Origin of the sequence: Janthinobacterium silvisoli, from assembly GCF_014200725.1 — a bacterium.
Classification (GTDB): domain Bacteria; phylum Pseudomonadota; class Gammaproteobacteria; order Burkholderiales; family Burkholderiaceae_D; genus Janthinobacterium.
In genome coordinates, this window is the sequence record NZ_JACHCL010000009.1 from 58,112 (window position 1) to 76,126 (window position 18,015).

17 protein-coding genes are annotated in these 18,015 nt (G+C 60.9%); 4 read left to right on the forward strand and 13 right to left on the reverse strand.

Features of this window, described 5'->3' with window-relative positions; translation table 11 throughout:
* Positions 1–3: 3 nt before the first annotated feature.
* The 11 genes from HDE75_RS24970 to HDE75_RS25020 all read right to left on the reverse strand — a co-directional run bounded on the left by HDE75_RS24970 (position 4) and on the right by HDE75_RS25020 (position 11,755).
* Entirely contained in the window at positions 4–528 is a 525-nt protein-coding gene (locus HDE75_RS24970) for a FixH family protein (protein WP_183682273.1), read from the reverse strand.
* Positions 529–543: 15 nt separating this feature from the next.
* Positions 544–1,932: a cytochrome c oxidase accessory protein CcoG gene (gene ccoG / locus HDE75_RS24975; protein WP_183682276.1), complete on the reverse strand. Its 1,389-nt coding sequence runs from the start codon at positions 1,930–1,932 to the stop codon at positions 544–546.
* A complete protein-coding gene (ccoP, locus tag HDE75_RS24980; RefSeq protein WP_183682278.1) occupies positions 1,932–2,852 on the reverse strand; it encodes a cytochrome-c oxidase, cbb3-type subunit III in 921 nt (306 codons plus the stop codon). Before ccoP ends, ccoG begins: the two co-directional genes overlap by 1 nt.
* Positions 2,845–3,039, reverse strand: a complete 195-nt coding sequence (locus HDE75_RS24985) for a cbb3-type cytochrome oxidase subunit 3 (RefSeq protein WP_183682281.1) — start codon at positions 3,037–3,039, stop codon at positions 2,845–2,847. Before HDE75_RS24985 ends, ccoP begins: the two co-directional genes overlap by 8 nt.
* A gap of 1 nt (position 3,040) precedes the next feature.
* Complete coding sequence (gene ccoO, locus HDE75_RS24990; RefSeq protein WP_183682284.1) at positions 3,041–3,655, reverse strand: cytochrome-c oxidase, cbb3-type subunit II; 615 nt, start codon at positions 3,653–3,655, stop codon at positions 3,041–3,043.
* A gap of 15 nt (positions 3,656–3,670) precedes the next feature.
* The gene (gene ccoN / locus HDE75_RS24995) at positions 3,671–5,098 is read right to left on the reverse strand and encodes a cytochrome-c oxidase, cbb3-type subunit I (RefSeq protein WP_183682287.1); all 1,428 of its coding nucleotides are present in this window, start codon (positions 5,096–5,098) and stop codon (positions 3,671–3,673) included.
* Positions 5,099–5,269: 171 nt separating this feature from the next.
* Positions 5,270–5,446 carry a cbb3-type cytochrome oxidase assembly protein CcoS gene (ccoS, locus tag HDE75_RS25000; protein WP_183682290.1) on the reverse strand — a complete coding sequence of 59 codons (177 nt, stop codon included), beginning with the start codon at positions 5,444–5,446 and terminating at the stop codon, positions 5,270–5,272.
* Between the two features lie 3 nt (positions 5,447–5,449).
* Positions 5,450–7,873, reverse strand: coding sequence for a heavy metal translocating P-type ATPase (locus tag HDE75_RS25005; protein ID WP_183682293.1), 2,424 nt, complete (start codon positions 7,871–7,873; stop codon positions 5,450–5,452).
* Positions 7,873–8,616: a sulfite exporter TauE/SafE family protein gene (locus tag HDE75_RS25010; RefSeq protein ID WP_183682296.1), complete on the reverse strand. Its 744-nt coding sequence runs from the start codon at positions 8,614–8,616 to the stop codon at positions 7,873–7,875. The genes HDE75_RS25005 and HDE75_RS25010 overlap by 1 nt, the downstream gene beginning before the upstream one ends.
* Before the next feature lie 9 nt (positions 8,617–8,625).
* Positions 8,626–10,080, reverse strand: a complete 1,455-nt coding sequence (gene hemN, locus HDE75_RS25015) for an oxygen-independent coproporphyrinogen III oxidase (protein ID WP_183682300.1) — start codon at positions 10,078–10,080, stop codon at positions 8,626–8,628.
* Positions 10,081–10,102: 22 nt separating this feature from the next.
* Positions 10,103–11,755: a methyl-accepting chemotaxis protein gene (locus HDE75_RS25020; RefSeq protein ID WP_183682303.1), complete on the reverse strand. Its 1,653-nt coding sequence runs from the start codon at positions 11,753–11,755 to the stop codon at positions 10,103–10,105.
* Positions 11,756–11,988: 233 nt separating this feature from the next.
* Between HDE75_RS25020 and HDE75_RS25025 the strand changes: the two genes are divergently transcribed.
* Positions 11,989–12,315: an Imm32 family immunity protein gene (locus HDE75_RS25025; protein ID WP_183682450.1), complete on the forward strand. Its 327-nt coding sequence runs from the start codon at positions 11,989–11,991 to the stop codon at positions 12,313–12,315.
* Between the two features lie 75 nt (positions 12,316–12,390).
* On the opposite strand, the gene HDE75_RS25030 is transcribed toward HDE75_RS25025, so the two are convergent.
* Positions 12,391–13,338, reverse strand: coding sequence for a DUF808 domain-containing protein (locus HDE75_RS25030; protein WP_183682306.1), 948 nt, complete (start codon positions 13,336–13,338; stop codon positions 12,391–12,393).
* A gap of 181 nt (positions 13,339–13,519) precedes the next feature.
* On the opposite strand from HDE75_RS25030, the gene HDE75_RS25035 reads away from it, so the two are divergent.
* From HDE75_RS25035 to HDE75_RS25045, 3 genes are all read left to right on the forward strand, one after another.
* Positions 13,520–14,161, forward strand: coding sequence for a LysE family transporter (locus HDE75_RS25035; protein WP_183682309.1), 642 nt, complete (start codon positions 13,520–13,522; stop codon positions 14,159–14,161).
* A 117-nt stretch (positions 14,162–14,278) separates the two neighbouring features.
* Positions 14,279–16,090 carry a DUF6600 domain-containing protein gene (locus HDE75_RS25040; protein WP_183682312.1) on the forward strand — a complete coding sequence of 604 codons (1,812 nt, stop codon included), beginning with the start codon at positions 14,279–14,281 and terminating at the stop codon, positions 16,088–16,090.
* A gap of 366 nt (positions 16,091–16,456) precedes the next feature.
* Positions 16,457–16,732, forward strand: coding sequence for a DUF493 family protein (locus HDE75_RS25045; RefSeq protein ID WP_183682316.1), 276 nt, complete (start codon positions 16,457–16,459; stop codon positions 16,730–16,732).
* Here HDE75_RS25045 and HDE75_RS25050 read toward each other — a convergent pair.
* Entirely contained in the window at positions 16,725–17,924 is a 1,200-nt protein-coding gene (locus tag HDE75_RS25050) for a multidrug effflux MFS transporter (protein ID WP_183682318.1), read from the reverse strand. The two genes, HDE75_RS25045 and HDE75_RS25050, sit on opposite strands and share 8 nt — an antisense overlap.
* Positions 17,925–18,015: the final 91 nt, after the last annotated feature.

Here is an 18,015-nt window from a genome sequence, read left to right on the forward strand (position 1 = left end):
GTTTTACAGTTCTTCGTCGGCGCGCAGTGTAATCGCACGCTGCACCGGCCAGGTCCAGATGCCCGATAAACGCCATTCGCGCTTGTCGTTTTCCACCAGCACTTGCCAGCGGCTGCGTTCCAGCATCGTCAACGCCACTGAGAAGTTCCCCTGCGCATCGGGCTGCACCAGCAGCCGGATATCTTTTTCCGGCAAGGTGGCGTGCGCCAGGTGCAGCTGCAATGGCGCCCGGTAAGCCTTGCCAAAGCTGTGCACGGAACCTGTCAAGCGTCCTTGCGCCACGTCATAGGACAGACTGGTGTCCATGGCCAGGTTGCTGGCGACCGTATCGCGCCGCAAGTCCTGGTTGATGGCTTTTCCTTGCTTGTAGTAATCACCGACCACCAGTGCGTCGGGTTGCGTAAAGGCGATATAGGCCATGACGCTCCCGACGATGACGGACAGGCCAGGGCCCACCATCAGTAGCCAGGGCCAGCGGTGTTTATACCAGGGAGCGACAGGCGCTTGCAGTGGCGATGGATGGGACATAGGTTTTCCTTTTCTTTAGCGCGGTACAAAAAACACCGCTTTTTCATGCACATGCAGCGAGGCATCGGCTAGTGACGTGAGTGCAATGTCGATCTTGTTTGAACCTTTTTCGCCCACGCCGTGCGGCGTGCGCAGGCGTATCGGCCAGGCCAGCGTTTCCGTCGGCTCGACAGTTACTTCATCGCGCGTCAGCAGGGTCAAGCCCGGCAAGCCGTCGACCGTGATGCGGTAGGTCTGGCGCTGCTCGGACGTATTCATGATTTGCAGGCGATACACGTTTTCGATCATGCCGTCTTCAACTTCACGCCCCAGCGAACCACGGTCGCGTATCACGTCCAGTTTCAGCGGCGTGCGCAAGAGCAGGGAGCTGCCGACGGCGATGCTGATCAGGGCCAGGATGGCGGTGTAGATCAGCACGCGCGGGCGCATGGCGCGCCGGCGTATCTGTTTTGAATCGAAGTTGTTGGCCAGTGCATGGTCCGTGCTGTAGCGCACCAGTCCGCGTGGCCGCTTGATCTTGTCCATCACGCTGTTGCAGGCGTCCACGCAAGCCGCGCAACCTATGCATTCATATTGCAAGCCCTTGCGGATATCGATGCCGGTCGGACACACTTGCACGCACAAGCTGCAATCGATGCAGGCACCCAGATTTGCATCGCCACTGGCGGCTTTCTTGTTCAGTGCGCCACGTGGTTCACCGCGCTTCGCATCGTAGGTGACGATCAGGGTATCCTGGTCAAACATGGCGCTCTGGAAGCGCGCATACGGGCACATGTATTTGCACACTTGTTCGCGCAGCCAGCCCGCATTGCCATAGGTGGCCAGGCTGTAAAACAAGACCCAGAACCATTCCCACGGGCCGAAATTAAGCGTAGACACTTCATGCGCGAGTTCCTTTATCGGCGTGAAGTAGCCGACAAAAGTAAAACCCGTCCACAGGGCGATGGCGCCCCAGGCCAGGTGCTTGGTCGTTTTCCTGGCGGTCTTGTGCAAGGATGGGCCTTGTTTGTCGAGCGCCATGCGCGCGCTGCGCGTGCCTTCGATCTTGCGTTCGACCCACATGAAGATTTCCGTGTACACGGTTTGCGGGCAGGCAAAGCCGCACCAGACGCGCCCGGCAATGGCGGTGGCGAGAAACAGCAGATAGGCGCAGATGATCAGCAGGGCCGCCAGGTAGATAAAATCCTGCGGCCACAGCACCACGCCAAAAATGTAGAACTTGCGCGTGGTCAAGTCGAACAGCAGCGCTTGCCTGCCGTTCCAGCTCAGCCACGGCAAGCCGTAGAACGCCAGCTGGGTCAGCCACAGGCAAACCCAGCGCCAGGTGGCGTAGCGCCCCTTGGCCTCGCGAGGGTAGATCTGCTCGCGGGCCGCGTACATCTGGATGACTTGAGGCTCAGACATTATTTTGCCGCTGGCTGGGGATTCGACAAGCTCCACACATAGGCCGACAGCACATGCACTTTCGATTCACCGAGGAATTCACCGAAAGCTGGCATGGTGTTGTTGCGCCCCTTGCGTATGGTTTCCATGATGGTGTCGGCGCTGCCGCCATACAGCCAGATCTTGTCTGTCAGGTTAGGCGCACCGAGCTGCTGGTTGCCCTTGCCATCGGCGCCGTGACACGCCATGCAGGCGCCGAACTTGGCCTTGCCCAGCACCGATTTGATCGGATCCGCGGTGGAGCCGGATAGGCTCAGCACATAGTGGGCCACGTTTTCGATATCGGTTTCCGAACCCAGGGCCGCGCCCATGGGCGGCATCTGTCCATTGCGGCCATGCAGGATGGTGGTCTTGATGACGTCCGGCTCGCCGCCGTACAGCCAGTCCCTGTCGGTCAGGTTGGGAAAACCCTTGTTGCCGCGTGCATCCGAACCATGGCATTGCGCGCAGTAAGTCAGGAACAAGCGTTGACCGATGGCCAGCGCCTGTGGATCGGCCGCCACCGTCTTCAAGTCCTGGCGCAGGTACTTGTTGAACAGCGGACCGTAATCGGCTTCCGCTTTTTTCAGCTCTTCTTCGTACTGGCCTGTTGATTTCCAGCCCAGCTTGCCGGCATAGGTGCCCAGGCCCGGATACAGGAACAGATAGGCCAGCGCGAAGACGATGGTGATGTAGAACAACCACATCCACCAGCGCGGCATCGGCGTGTTCAGCTCCTTCAAATCATCATCCCATACGTGGCCGGTGGTGCCGTCGGCGGGCGCGCCAGGGGCGACCTTGATCTTCGATTGCGAGTACAGCAGCACGCCGCAGCCGATGATACCCAGCAAAGACAGCACGATGATGTAGATATTCCAGAACTCACTGGTGAAGTCAGACATGGGTCCGCTCCTCTGCCGTCACTGCAGCGGGCTGGTCCAGGATCTCGTCATCGAAGGGCAGTTGCGCCGCCGCCTCGATATCGCTCTTGCTGCGGCTGAAGGTCCACCACAGTATGCCCACGAACGTCGTAAAGGAAACTACCGTCATGACGCTGCTGGCGCTGTCGAACAGATTGTCGATTGCCATGCTAATTCCTTGTTTTGATTAATGTTCCGAGGCCTTGCAGATAGGCGACCAGGGCGTCTTCTTCCGTCTTGTCTTTCAGCTGTTCCGGCGCGGCGGTGATCTCTGCATCGCTGTACGGGTCGCCCAGGCGGCGCAGCGCGCGCATCTTGGGCATGATCTCGTCCGGCACCAGCTTGGTTTTCGCCAGCCAGGGGTAGGACGGCATATTCGATTCGGGCACTACGTCGCGCGGGTTGTTCAAGTGCGTGCGGTGCCATTCATCGCTGTAGCGGCCGCCCACGCGGGCCAGGTCGGGCCCGGTGCGCTTGGAACCCCACTGGAAGGGGCGGTCATAGACGAACTCGCCAGCGACCGAATAGTGGCCATAGCGTTCCGTTTCTGCGCGCAGCGGACGCACCATTTGCGAGTGGCAGTTGTAGCAGCCTTCGCGCACATAAATATCGCGGCCGGCCAGGCGCAGCGGTGAGTACGGTTTCAGGCCGGCAATCGGTTCCGTGGTGCTCTTCTGGAAGAACAGGGGAACGATCTCGACGGCGCCGCCGACGCTGATCACCAGCGTGACCAGGGCGATCAGCAGCCAGGGGTTTCTTTCTATCCATGCGTGTGAAAATTTCATTTGCTATTGCTCCTGTCAGGCGTGCGCCGCGTTCAGTTCGGGGATGCGGGCGACGGGCAATTTGCTGCCGCGCAAGGTCATGTAGGTGTTGTAGCCCATGATGCACATGCCCGACAGATACAGCAGGCCGCCGGCCACGCGCACCACGTAGTAGGGATAGGTGGCTTTCACGCTTTCGACAAAGGTGTAGGTCAGGGTGCCGTCCGGGTTGACGGCGCGCCACATCAAGCCTTGCATCACGCCGGCGATCCACATCGCGGCGATGTACAGCACGATGCCGATGGTGGCCACCCAGAAATGCATATCGACCAGGCGGGTGCTATACATTTTCGTGCTGCCCGCCAGGCGCGGCAGCAGATAATAGATCGAACCCATGGTGATGAAACCCACCCAGCCCAAAGCGCCGCCATGCACATGGGCCACGGTCCAGTCGGTGTAGTGCGACAGCGAGTTGATGGTCTTGATCGACATCATCGGACCTTCGAAGGTGGCGATGCCGTAGAAGGACAAGGAGACGATCATGAATTTCAAAATCGGGTCGGTGCGCAGCTTGTGCCAGGCGCCCGACAAAGTCATGATGCCGTTGATCATGCCGCCCCACGATGGCGCCAGCAATACCAAGGAAAACACCATGCCGATCGATTGCGTCCAGTCAGGCAAGGCCGTGTAGTGCAGATGGTGCGGGCCGGCCCACATATAGGTGAAGATCAGCGCCCAGAAATGGACGATGGACAAACGGTAGGAATACACGGGACGCTCGGCCTGTTTCGGGATGAAGTAATACACCATGCCCAGGTAGCCAGCCGTCAGGATAAAGCCCACCGCGTTATGCCCGTACCACCACTGGATCATCGCGTCTTGCACGCCGCTGTAGGCGGAGTAGGACTTGCCTGCCGAGGCTGGCATCACGGCGCCATTGACTACGTGCAGAATGGTCACGGCCAGGATGTAGGCGCCAAAAAACCAGTTGGCGACATAGATATGTTTCACCTTGCGTTTGATCAAGGTGCCGAAAAACACGATGGCATACGCGATCCAGACGACGGCGATCAGGATGGCAATCGGCCATTCCAGCTCGGCGTATTCCTTGCCGCGCGTGAGGCCCATCGGCAGGGTGACGACAGCCGACAAAATCACTGCTTGCCAGCCCCAGAAGGTGAACGCGGCCAGCTTGTCGGAAAACAGGCGCACCTGGCAAGTGCGCTGCACCACGTAGTAGGAAGTGGCGAACAGGCCGCAGATACCGAAGGCGAAAATCACTGCATTCGTGTGCAGCGGCCGCAGCCGTCCATAGGTCAGCCATGGTATGTCGAGGTTGAGGGCAGGCCACGCCAGCTGGGCGGCGATGATGACGCCAACCAGCATGCCGATGATGCCCCAAACCACAGTCGCGATCGCAAATTGCTTCACGATCTTGTAGTTATAGTTCAGCGATTGATCCACAAATGCTCTCCCGGAATGACGATCTATGATGATGGCCAGAGAGTAATTGTTTAACTGTCAAAAAACTTTGATGTGGATCAAAATTCTCCAGATGAAAAAGCGTATTGAACCGGCAGGAAAATGAAACGTGATCCAGGTAAAAAAAGCCGCACAAGATCGCTGCAAACGCAGTCAGTCGCGTGGCTTTTCAGGCGGTGTCTGGACACTTGTATCGTCATCCTGCAACAGACGCAAACCGGGCCCCACCAGGTCGTCGAACTGGCCGCCGTCCGACGCCGTGAAGAAGACCCAGAGCGCGATGAAGACGACGATGATGCTGAGGGGAATCAGGAGGTAGAGTGCTTCCATGGTTTAACTTTTCCGCAGGCGCAGGGCGTTGGCGATCACGACCGCCGAACTGGCCGCCATGCCCACGCCGGATAGCCAGGGATTTAAAAAGTCCAGCGCAGCGGCGGGAATCGCGGTGACGTTATACAGGGTAGCCCAGCCCAGGTTTTCACGGATGATGGACATGCTGCGGGCGGCTGTTTTGGCGGTGTCTTGCACCGAGCGCAATTGCGACGACAGCAGCACCGTATCGGCATGCGCTTGCGCCAGCGCGGCGCCGGAACCCATGGCGAACGACACGTCGGCCGCGCTCAGCACGGCGGCGTCATTGATGCCGTCGCCCACCATCGCCACCACCGCGCCTTGTGCTTGCAGCTGCTGCACGAAATCGAGCTTTTCATCGGGCAGGCATTCGCCGCACGCGGTGGCGATGCCCAGTTGCGCAGCCACGCTTTGCGTCAGCGCTTCCTGGTCGCCGCTGAGCAGCACCACCTGCTTGCCGCGCTTGTGGAAATAGTTGATGACTTCCTGCGCTTCCGGGCGCAAGGCATCGCTCAGTAGAAAATGCGCCAGCCACTGGCCTTGCAGTCCCAGATACAGCGGTGTTTTGCCTTGCACGCCAATCGCCGTGTCACCCAGCGGCGGGCCGGCGATGGCCGCCACGAACGCCGCATTGCCCAAGCGATAGCGCACGCCGTCAACCACGCCTTCCAGTCCCTGGCCCTGCACTTCCTGCAATTGTTCGGCGTGGCAACGCGGCTCTCCAGCCGCGTCCAGTATTGCTTGCGCCAGCGGGTGAGCGCTGCCCGCTTCCAGTGCGGCGGCCACTTGCAGGCACTCGTCTTGCGTCATGCTGGCCAGGGCCTCAATCTGCTGTAGCACGGGCCGGCCCACAGTCAGGGTGCCCGTCTTGTCGAACACGATATGCGTGGCCCGGTGCAAGGTTTCCAATACATGCGGCTGCACGATCAGCACGCCGCGCCGCAGCAGGCTGTCGGTAGCGGCCGCCAGCGCCGTCGGCGTGGCCAGTGACAGTGCGCAGGGGCACGACACGACCAGCACGGCAATCGCCACCGGCCAGGCTTGCGCCGGATCATGCCAGTGCCAGAAGGCAAATACGGCGGCAGCAAACAGTAGCAGTCCCAGCACAAACCAGGCAGCCACTTTATCGGCCCACAAGGCGATTTGCGGCTTGCCGCTGCCGGCCCGTTCTATCAATTTCAACAAGTCGGACAAGGTGCTGTCGCGCGCCGGTTTGAGCACGCGCAAGATGAGCGCGGCACTGGCGTTGATCGCGCCGCCCGGCACCCGCTCGCCCGCCTTGCGTCGCTGGGCCGCGCTTTCGCCCGTCAGCAGCGACAAATCGAGCGCGCTCGTGCCTTCGACGATGACGCTGTCGGCCGCAATCGCTTCACCGGGTTTCACCAGGATGATGTCGCCCACTGCCAGGCTGCCGGCCGGCACCAGGGTGGCTGCGCGGCTGTCGGGAAAGCTGGCCAGCAGCGAGGCGGAAGCAGGCAGCGCATGCTGCAAGCGTTCCAGCGCAGAAGCCGCCTTGCGGCGCGCCTGCAATTCGAAATAACGGCTGCACAGCAAGAGGAAAATGAACATGGTGGCCGAGTCGAAATACACTTCGCCCCGGCCCGTAAACGTGGCCACCACGCTGCCAAAGAAGGCGGCCAGTATGCCCAGGCTGACGGGCACATCCATGCCCAGTGTGCGGGCGCGCAGGCTGGACCAGGCGCCCTGGAAAAACGGCATGGCGGAATAGCAGATGGCGGGCAAGGTCAGCAGCAGACTGGCCCAGCGCATCAGGCTGGCCATATTGTCGTCCAGGGTGCCGTCTTCGGCCAGGTAGGCGGGCGCCACATACATCATCACTTGCATCATCGACAGGCCCGCCACAAACAGCTGGCGGCCCAGAGTCTTGCTGGCTTGTTGCAATTGCTGGCCATGGCGCACGGCATCATACGGATACGCCGTGTAGCCCACTTGCCGCACGGCTTGCAGGATATCGCCGGGCGCGCACTGTTGCTTGCTCCAGCGCACGTATAGTCGCTCGGTGGCCACATTCAGGCTGGCAGCCTGCACGCCCGGCAGGCGCAGCAGCTGGCGCTCGATCAGCCAGACGCAGGCGGCGCAGCGTATGCCGACCACAGACAAAGTGGCTTCGCAGCTGTCGGCGTCGCGCGCGAATTGCACGTCGTCATTGCTGTACAAGCGCAGTTCGGGCGGCAGCATGGCGGTTTCGCTCGCGTTGTCAGCGTATTCAGCGCGCTCGCGGTAATAGCTGCTTTGACCGATATCGACGATGGTTTGCGCCACCGCCTCGCAGCCGGGGCAGCACATGGCGCGTGGCACATCGTCTATGACGACGTTCCAGTGCGCACCGGCAGGCACGGGCAAGCCGCAATGGAAGCAGCTGGCAGATTGCAAAACGGCGTTCATCAGGCGTGGCCCGTCACGCACAGTGCATCGAGCCAGCCCAGCGACACGCCATGGGCGGCGCGCAGCAAGCCCAGCAGGCCAAAGCCCAGCACCAGCAAGCCGGCCGCCAGGCGCGCATGGCGGTGCTGCATCTGCGAGCGCAAACGGGCGCCCAGCAGCCCCATGCCAAATACGGTAGGCAAGGTGCCGAGGCCGAAGGCGGCCATGGCTGCCGCGCCATGCAGGGCGGAACCTTGCAGCATGGCTGTGAGCAAGGCGCTGTAGACCATGCCGCACGGTACCCAGCCCCACAAGCCGCCTACGGCCAGCGCCTTCCAGGCGGTGTCCATCGGCAGCATGGGTTTGAGCAAAGGGCGTACGCGGCGCCACAGCACGTTTCCCAGCGATTCCAGCCGCGCCAGGCCCGACCAGGCGCCCATCAGGTACAGTCCCAGCGCCACCAGCATCGCGTTCGCCAGCCAGTAGCCAGCCACTTGCAGGCTGGCGATATGCAGCATGCCGGCGCCCGCCAGACTGCCCGCGATGGCGCCCGCCAGCATATAGCTGGCGATGCGCCCGCCGTTGTAGGCGATCACGCGTAGAGCATTGGTCTGGAACTGCGGGCGGGCCACGGCGATGGCGATCACAGGGCGTGCCGGTGCGGATGTGCTAATCGATAGCGCACCCACGATGCCGCCGCACATGCCGATGCAGTGCACGCTGCCGGCCAGGCCGACCAAAAATAGTGGCAGGAGCGCGTTCATGCCTAGGCGTTATACCGTCTTCGAGTAGCGCAGCGGCAGCACGGTATCGGGAGCAGCGGCCGCTGCCGCGCGCGCCTGTGCAAGATGGCGGTCGAATACCATGCAGATATTGCGTATCAATAAACGCCCTTTCGGCGTCACCGTCAGCCAATCGTCTTCGATCAGCAGCAAGCCATCTTTGGCCAGCACCCGCAGTTGTTCCAGTTCGGCTGCAAAATAGCGGCGAAACTGTACCGGGTGCGCTTGCTCGATAGTGTTGATCGACAATTCAAAATTGCACATCAGCATCTGGATAATGATGCGGCGCAAGACATCATCCGTATCGAGCTTGATGCCGCGCGCAATCGGCAGCATGCCTTCGTCGAGCTTTTCGTAATACGCGTCCAAGGTCTTTTCATTCTGGCTGTAGACGGCGCCTACCGAGCTGATGGCCGACACGCCGCAGGCGATCAGGTCCGCTTCGGCGCGCGTGGAATAGCCCTGGAAATTGCGGTGCAGCCGGCCCTGGCGCTGGGCAATCGCCAGTTCATCGGTGGGCTTGGCGAAATGGTCCATGCCGATATACACATAACCGGCGGCCGTCAGGCGCGCAATGCACAGGCCCAGCATGGACAGCTTGGTGCTGCTGTCAGGCATGTCGGCATCGAGGATACGGCGCTGTGGCTTGAACAGATGCGGCATGTGGGCATAGTGGTACAGGGCGATGCGGTCGGGGCTGGCGGCGATCACCTTGCGCAAGGTTTCCGTCATCGTGTCCAGGTTTTGTTTCGGTAAGCCGTAGATCAGGTCGATGCTGATCGAGCGGAAACCCGCATCGCGCGCGGCCTGCATGATGGCTACCGTTTCCGCTTCGGGCTGGATGCGGTTGACAGCTTTTTGCACGGCATCATCAAAATCCTGCACGCCCAGGCTGATGCGATTAAAACCTTGTGCCCGCAGCGAAAACACGCGTTCGCGCGTCACCGTGCGTGGATCGATTTCGATCGAATATTCGCCCTCTTCGTCAGAAGCAAAGTCGAAATGCTGGCGCAGATGGGACATCAATTCATCCATCTGTTTTTCGCTCAGATAGGTTGGCGTGCCGCCGCCGAAATGCAGTTGTTCAATTTGATTCATGCCAGAAAACAACTTCGCCTGCATGGCGATTTCCTGCTTCAGATAGCTGAGGTAGGTGGCCGCCTTGCTGCGGTCCTTGGTGATGATTTTGTTGCAGGCGCAGTAGTAGCACAGGGTGTCGCAAAACGGCACGTGCACATACAGCGACAGAGGGCGACGACCGCCGCGCATGCGCAGCGCAGCCAGTGCTTCGAGGAAATTGCCATAACCGAATTCGGCGGTAAAACGGTCGGCCGTCGGGTAAGACGTGTAGCGGGGGCCGGACTGGCTCATCTTGCCGATGATGACAGGGTCGAATTCAACCACCGCGTCCAGTTCGGTATTAGGGATGTTGAGTACTGTAGGCATGATGTGTGTTGATACTTGAGTGTCAGGCGGCCAGGCGTTTCAGGGCTGCCGGTTTGGCCGTGTTGGCGGTGGCGCCGACGATGGTCACGCGGCGTGGCGGAGGCATCTTGCCAAAGTTAAACAGGCTGACGGCTTGCGACAGGCTGGCCGCTTCGTCCGCCAGGCGGGTAGCCGCCGCCGCCGCTTCTTCGACCAGCGCGGCATTTTGCTGTGTTACCTGATCCATATGGGCGATGGCCTGGTTGACCTGGTCCACGCCTATGCTTTGTTCGCGTGAGGCAATCGAGATTTCCTGCATGATGGTGGTTACTTGCTGCACCGAGCTGACCACTTGCTCCATGGTGGCGCCCGCGCGGTTCACCTGCTGCATGCCGGCGTCCACTTTGCCGACGGAAATATTGATCAGCTGCTTGATGTCTTTTGCCGCCAGCGAGGAGCGTTGCGCCAGGTTGCGCACTTCGCCCGCCACCACCGCAAAACCCTTGCCTTGTTCACCAGCACGCGCCGCTTCCACGGCCGCGTTCAGGGCCAGGATATTGGTCTGGAAAGCGATGCCTTCGATCAGGCCGATGATGTCGACGATCTTCTTCGACGAGGTGTTGATCTCGTCCATGGTGGTGATCACGTCGGCGACGATTTCACCGCCCTGCACCGCCACTTTTGAAGCCGCCAGCGCCAGTTCATTGGCTTGCACGGAATTGTCTGCATTCTGTTTCACGGTCGATGAGAATTCCTCGATGCTGGACGCCGTTTCTTCCAGGCTGGCGGCCTGCGATTCGGTGCGGCCCGACAAGTCCATATTGCCGACGGCAATTTGCTTGGTCGCCACGGCCATGGTTTCCACGTTGATGCGCACGTCGCGGATGGTGGCGATCAGGTTGCTGTTCATCTGCTGCAGGGCGCGCAGCAATTGCCCCACTTCATCGGTGCTTTCCGTTTCAAAACTGCCCGAAAGGTCGCCGGCGGCGATCGCCCGCGCGCCGTTCAAGGCCTTGCCCAGCGGTTGCAGCACGGAACTGCGCAAGGTGTACCAGAGGAAAACGTTGATCAGGAAACCGAACAGGGTGGCGCCGAAGATGGCGTAATTGGTGACCTTGCCGCCGCTGGCAAACAGGCTGATGATGCACACCAGCAATTGCAAGCAATTGACGATGGAGGTCGCCATCCAGATGCGCAGGTTCAGCGACATATGCGTCAGGTTGTGCATCAGGTGCGCAAGGCCGGGGCGCACGATCTGGCCATTCTTGATCAGGATCTTGCCGCCCTGCTTGCTGCGGATGGCCGCGTACGCCTCTTCAGCCACTTTCACCTGGTCCTTGTCGGCTTTCACGCGCACCGACATATAGCCGATGGTCTTGCCCGCTTCGCGGATCGGCGTGACGTTGGCGCGCACCCAGTAGAAGTCGCCGTTCTTGCAGCGGTTCTTGACCAGGCCCGTCCATGGCGTGCCCGCCTGGATCGAGGCCCACAGATCGGCGAAGGCTTCGGACGGCATGTCCGGGTGGCGCACGATGTTTTGCGGCGCGCCCAGCAGCTCTGCCTCGCTGAAGCCGCTGACCTGGCTGAAGTAGGGATTCACATACACAATATTGCCGTTCATATCCGTTTTCGACACGATGGCCTGGTCCTCCAGCACGGGGACTTCACGGTTAGTCACTGGCAAATTTTGGCGCATGGTCGCGGCTTCCTGATCGGTTGTAGAGTAAAGCTTGCATGACTGCAAGAACGGGGATCAGTGTAAGGAGTCGACCAAGCAAATTTATTGATGTAGATCAAAATCCTTAAAATTGGTCTGGCTAATTTGCCGGGGCCTGCGATGACTACATGGCGGATGGTTGGCCGGGTTTCCGCTTATAGTTCCAGATTACTTATTTATTTTGCCAATCGACATCCTGTAAGCACGACGCGTTGGTCGAACTTGTCGTGCAGCAGATACGCCAGCGTGGCCTGGCACAGGAAGTCGAGGCAAGGGTTCAATCTATGAAAAGACTCACTAAATTTACGGTTCAAGGAACTGCTGTTGGGAGTGATAAAAATATCCAACTGGACGAGGTTTCGATCCTTGCTGATCCAGAGACAATCAGAAATCTTGGTGTTTTTCTTATCAGTGCTGCATCTGCGATGTCAACGAATGGCGTGGAACATATGCACCTTCAAGATGTCATTGAAGATTTTGACCATGAAGAGAATGTGGATTTCATCGCTCTCAATAGCCGCTTGATAAAAACTGTATAAGCTGACTGCAGTGTATGCAGGCGGTGCTCAGCAAGCTTAATCACTAAGCTTAGTGACCAAGCTTAGTGATTAAGCTTACTGACGCGCTGTGACCCTGCGCAACAAAGCCGAAACCGCCGTGACGCCAGCCAGCACCAGCGCACCCGCGATCACACCAGCGATGGCGTTGATCAGGCTGGGCGTCACCGCTGCCAGAACGGGCCCGATCACGGCCACGCCATCGACCGCCACTTCTGCCTGGTGCAGCAGGCTGCTGGCCCAGGGCCAGCCGTGCGTGAGGATGCCGCCGCCGACCATGAACATGGCCACGGTGCCCACCACGGACAGCAGTTTCATCAGTTTGGGTGCGGCCGATACCAGCAGGCGGCCGACGCTGCGCACACCGTTCATCCACTTGCCGGCACCCTTGCGCGCAGACAGATAAAAGCCTGCGTCGTCGAGCTTGACGATGCCGGCCACCAGGCCATACACGCCCACCGTCATGATCACGGCGATACCTGCCACCACCGTCATCTGCTCGGCGAAAGCGGCGGTTGCCACCGTGCCCAGGGCGATCACGATGATTTCCGCCGACAGGATGAAGTCGGTGCGGATGGCGCCCTTGATCTTATCCTTTTCCAGCGCCACCAGGTCCACTTGCGGATCGCGTGCGGCTTGCGCCAGCTCGGCTTTCCGGTTGTCGCCGGGATGCAAATAATTGTGGGCGATTTTCTCGAAACCTTCGAAACACAGATAGGCGCCGCCCAGCATCAGCAGCGGCGTGATGGCCCACGGAGCCAGCGCGCTGATGGCCAGCGCGGCAGGCACCAGAATCGCCTTGTTTTTCAGCGAACCGACGGCCACCGCCCACACCACGGGCAATTCGCGCTCGGCGCGCACGCCGGACACTTGCTGCGCATTGAGCGCCAGGTCGTCGCCCAGTACGCCGGCCGTTTTCTTGGCTGCCACCTTGGTCATCAGGGCAACGTCATCGAGCACGCTGGCGATGTCGTCGAGCAAGGCCAACAGGCTGCCGCCGGCCATCTCAGTGCGCTCCCAGGGTGGTGGCAGGGAATGTTTGTGTCAGGAAAGTGTTGTTTTTCATGATGTTATTTTTGTTTGGACGACAATCTGCTCCGGCCGAAGATCTTACCTCAAGGATGGCCGGCAGTCCCGCACGTAGCGGAGTAAAATTGCTGTTCGTTATTATTTTTTTGGAATCAGCATGAGCTTTGCCACCTGGATCACCTTTGTCATCGCCGCCTCCATCATCGCCGTCTCGCCAGGTTCCGGCGCCGTGCTGTCGATGTCGCACGGCTTGTCGTATGGCGTGAAAAAAACCAGCGCCACCATCCTGGGTCTGCAGATGGGCTTGCTGGTGGTGCTGTTCATTGCGGGCGCCGGTGTCGGCTCCCTGCTGCTCGCTTCCGAGGTGGCCTTCAATATCGTCAAGACGGTGGGTGCGCTGTACCTGATTTACCTGGGGCTGTCGCAATGGCGCGCAAAGGTGGCGGTGACGGGTGACCTGCATGCGCAAGCGGCGCTGCCATCGGGCGGCCGGCGCGTACTGACGGGTTTCCTGACAAATGTGACGAATCCCAAAGGCATCATCTTCATGGTGGCGGTCTTGCCGCAGTTCATCAGCGCCGGCGCGCCGGTGCTGCCGCAATTGCTGATCCTGGCCGTCACCATGTGCACCATCGACCTGATGGTCATGCATAGCTACGCCTTTCTGGCGTCCTCGATGCAGCGTTTCTTCCGCGACGCCAAGGCAGTCAAAAAACAGAACCGCTTCTTTGGCGGCTTGTTGATGGCCGTGGGCACGGCGCTGTTCTTCGTCAAGCGTGGCGCCCATGTGACGAATTGAACGGGTTTCCGGCAGCGCGCCTCGTGCATTGCCATATTTGCAAATATTTGTAAGCCCGCTTGTGGCGCGATGTTGATCGCGCTGTAATGGCCCCATCACTCTGCCTGGAGCGCTGCCATGCGTCCGTTCTTTTTAAAAACCCTGTGCGCGCTGGCCCTGTCGTCGGTGATGGGCCTGGCGCTGGCCGATGATCCGCCTGCCCGCGTGGGCCGCATTTCCACGGTCGAGGGGCAGGTGCTGGTGCGCAGCGGTGATGGCGAAGCGCAAGACGCGCTGCTGAACTGGCCCGTGACCACCGACAACCATTTGAGCACCATGCGCGGCGCGCAGGCGGAATTTCGTTTGGGTCCTGTGGCCGTGCGTCTCGATGGCGATTCCGAACTGGAAGTGAACCAGCTCGATGACGACAATTTCAAATTGCACCTCAGTTATGGCAGCGTCAGCGTGCGCGTGCGTAACCCGGATGCCTTGCGCGGTTTCGAGCTGACGACGAATCAAGCCAGGGTTAGCCTGGCGCAGCCGGGCTGGGTACGCGTCGATGCCGAACGCCAGCCAGGCACCAGCGTGGTCAGCGTGCTCGAAGGTGTGGCGGATGTGGATGGCAGCACCGCCAGCATCACCTTGCTCGCAGGGAAAAGTGCCGAACTGACGGATGATGAAGTGCGCACGGGACCGTTGCAGCGCGTGGCCTTCGACAACTGGCCGGAAGCGTTGCCGGTGGCCACGCCAGCCCTGCGCTACGTGACGCAGGACATTACCGGTTATGAAGAGCTGGACCGGTATGGTTCCTGGCAGGATGATGCTGATTATGGCCCCCTGTGGCTGCCGCGCACGGTGCCCGTGGGTTGGGCGCCCTACAGCGATGGACGCTGGACCTGGGTTGCGCCATGGGGCTGGACCTGGGTCGACAATGCGCCCTGGGGCTACGCGCCATCGCATTATGGCCGCTGGGTATTGGTGGGATCGCGCTGGTGCTGGGCGCCGGGCCGCGAGCGGGGGCGCATTCCCTGGGCGCCTGCATTGGTCGGCTGGGTGGGCGGTAATCACTGGCAGCCGCATGGCCAGCGGCCCGAAGGGAGGCCAGGACAAGGCGGCATCGGCTGGTACCCGCTCTCGCCACGCGACCGCTACGTGCCGGGCTACCGCGTCACGCCCGAGTATGAACGCCGTATCAACCGGATCGCCGATGGCCGCCGCCCACTGCCCTACGAGCGTGAGCGCCGCGACGGTTTGAGCATGCTGCCGGGCGACCGTTTTGGATCGCACCGCACGGTGGACGTACCGCGTGGCAGCCGCGTCACCCTGCCTGCGCCGCAACTGCAAAACATGCCATTGACGACGGCGCCGCCGCCGGCTGCCGGCTGGCAGCGGCCGCAAGTGACGCCGCGCCGCGAGATCGAGACGCGTGTATGGAACCGGCGTCCCGCCCGTTTGCAAACGGAAGCGCTGGAAGTGGCGCAGCCGCAGCCTGACTGGCGTGCCAACGCACCGGCGCCGGTGATGAATCCGGCGGCGCCCCGTCCGCCCGTGGCGCGTCCGCCGTTTGTGCGGCCGCCCATCGTGACGGCGCCGCCCGCACCTGCCATGCCAGCGGCGCCGCCCGTGCCGCCGACGCCGCAAATGCCGGCCGTTCCCGCCCTGCCACCCGTGCAGAATCCGATGGCTTTTCCACGCCGTGAACGTGAGCGTGAGTTGCGTGACGAGCGTGCGCAAGAGGCGCCGCAGCGTTGGGAGCGCGAACGCCGGCGCGAACCGCAGGCGCCCTCTCCATCGCCTGCGCCAGCCGCGCCGCCCCAGCCGCAACCACAGGCTGCGCCGCGCGCCATCATGCAAGCGCCGGCAGTACGGCAAGAGCAGCGTATCGAGCGCGAGCCGCGTGAAGGACGGGAACTGCGTCGTCCGCAGGACATGCGCCAGCAACAGCAATAGGGACGGCCTGGGCCGTTATTTTTAACATTCAGGCCGCAATTTCTACCGTTCGTCGCAATTTTCTTGTTCTGAGAGGAATCTTTTGCTAATCTTCTATTATTGCGAATGCAACGTAATGCTCATCGCCCCGACCAGCCTGCAAGCTGGCGCGATGAACGCGACGAGATAGCACAGGGTTTCACCCTATTTCTTTTTTTCCGATTTGAAATAGCTTTGGCCAGCCTTCGGGCTGGCCTTTTTTTATGTCTTCAATTGTCGTGTGGAAGCCCGATGCCTGCAGCCGGTTCGCAATTTTGGCTACAATACCGGTATAGGCAATGCAATCGCGTTGCCAGCTCTTAATTTCTGCACGTGATAGGAACGAATATGCAAACCATTCCCCCCAGCGAGTCGCTGATCGAATATCCCAGCGATTTCCCGATCAAGGTCATGGGGCCGACGCATGTCGACTTCGCGCCCACCATCATGGAACTGGTCATCAGCCACGATCCGACCTTCCATGCAGGCCGTCTGGAAGAGCGCCCATCCGGCAAGGGCAATTACACGGGCCTGACCGTTACCGTGCGCGCCGTCAGCCGCGAACAGCTCGACGCCCTGTACACGGCCCTGTCGGCACACCCGATGGTCAAGATCGTCATGTAAACATGCTGGCCTGCGGCGCCCGTACCCGCGCCGACAGCAGGCAGACGGCGGCAAAGGCCGCGCTGGCGCCCGCCGTGACCCACAGCATGGGCTGCGCGCTGCCGTCGGACAGGGCAGCGATCAGCGCGCCGCAGGCGGACGTAATCGCCATCTGGATAAAGAAAAACAGGCCCGATGCGCTGCCCGCCTGCGCACCATACGGCTGCAGCACGGCCAGCTGGCAAGCGGGGATGGCCATGCCCACCGACAGCATCACTACCATCATGGGCACCACCAGCGACGCCAGGTTCCATGGCGCCAGGTTGCCAAGCACCAGCAGGCTGGCCGCGCCCGCCAGATTGAGCGCCACGGCCAGGCCCAGCATGCGGTCGGCGCCATGGCGCGGCCCCCATTTCTGGAATAGCTTCGATCCCGTCATATAGCCGCTGACCGTCAGGCCGAACACCAGCGCATACGCGCCCGGTGACAGCTGCCAGCCCCTTTGCAACAGCACCGACGATTCCGCGATAAAGGGGAAGTAGGTGCAGTACACAAAACCGATGGCCAGCGCATAACGTAGAAAGTAGGCGTCGCCCAGCAGGCGGCGGTACAGGCGCAGCACATTGCCATGCGGTACCGCGTTGGCGGGTTTGGTTTCCGGCAGGTAGCGGGCGATCAGCAGTACGGACAGGAAACCCAGTGCGCACAGCACCATGAACACGGCGCGCCAGCCCAACGTCACTTCCAGTACGCTGCCAAGCAAGGGCGCGACGATGGGCGACAAGCCCATGCCCATCGAAATGCGCCCCAGCATGCGCGCCTGCGTTGCCGGATCAAAACGGTCGCGCACCATCACCCTGCAGATGATGGTGCCGCTGCAGCCGCCGAATGCCTGCAGCACGCGCGCGGCGATCAGTACGGGTGCGCTGGTGGCGCAGGCGCAAACGATGCTGGCCAGCAGGTAGATCGCCATGCCGGCCAGCAGCACGGGGCGGCGGCCATGGCGGTCGGCCAGCGGGCCGCAGACCAGCATCGACGCGGCCGAACCGGCCATGAATAGGCTCAGGGTCAATTGCAGCTGTGCATCGCTGGCATGCAGCGCATCTGCCATGGCGGGCAGTGAAGGCAGATAGATATCGATGCTGATGCGCGACAGGCATACCAGCAGCAAGAGGATGGCGCTCCAGGCCCATAAGGGTAGCGGTTTATGCATGGCTATTCACAAAGACGTGTTCAGTGGAGCGCTGAGAATAGAATGGTTGTGGTTTAATAAGAAGCACCGGATATGAGAAATCCTATTGGAC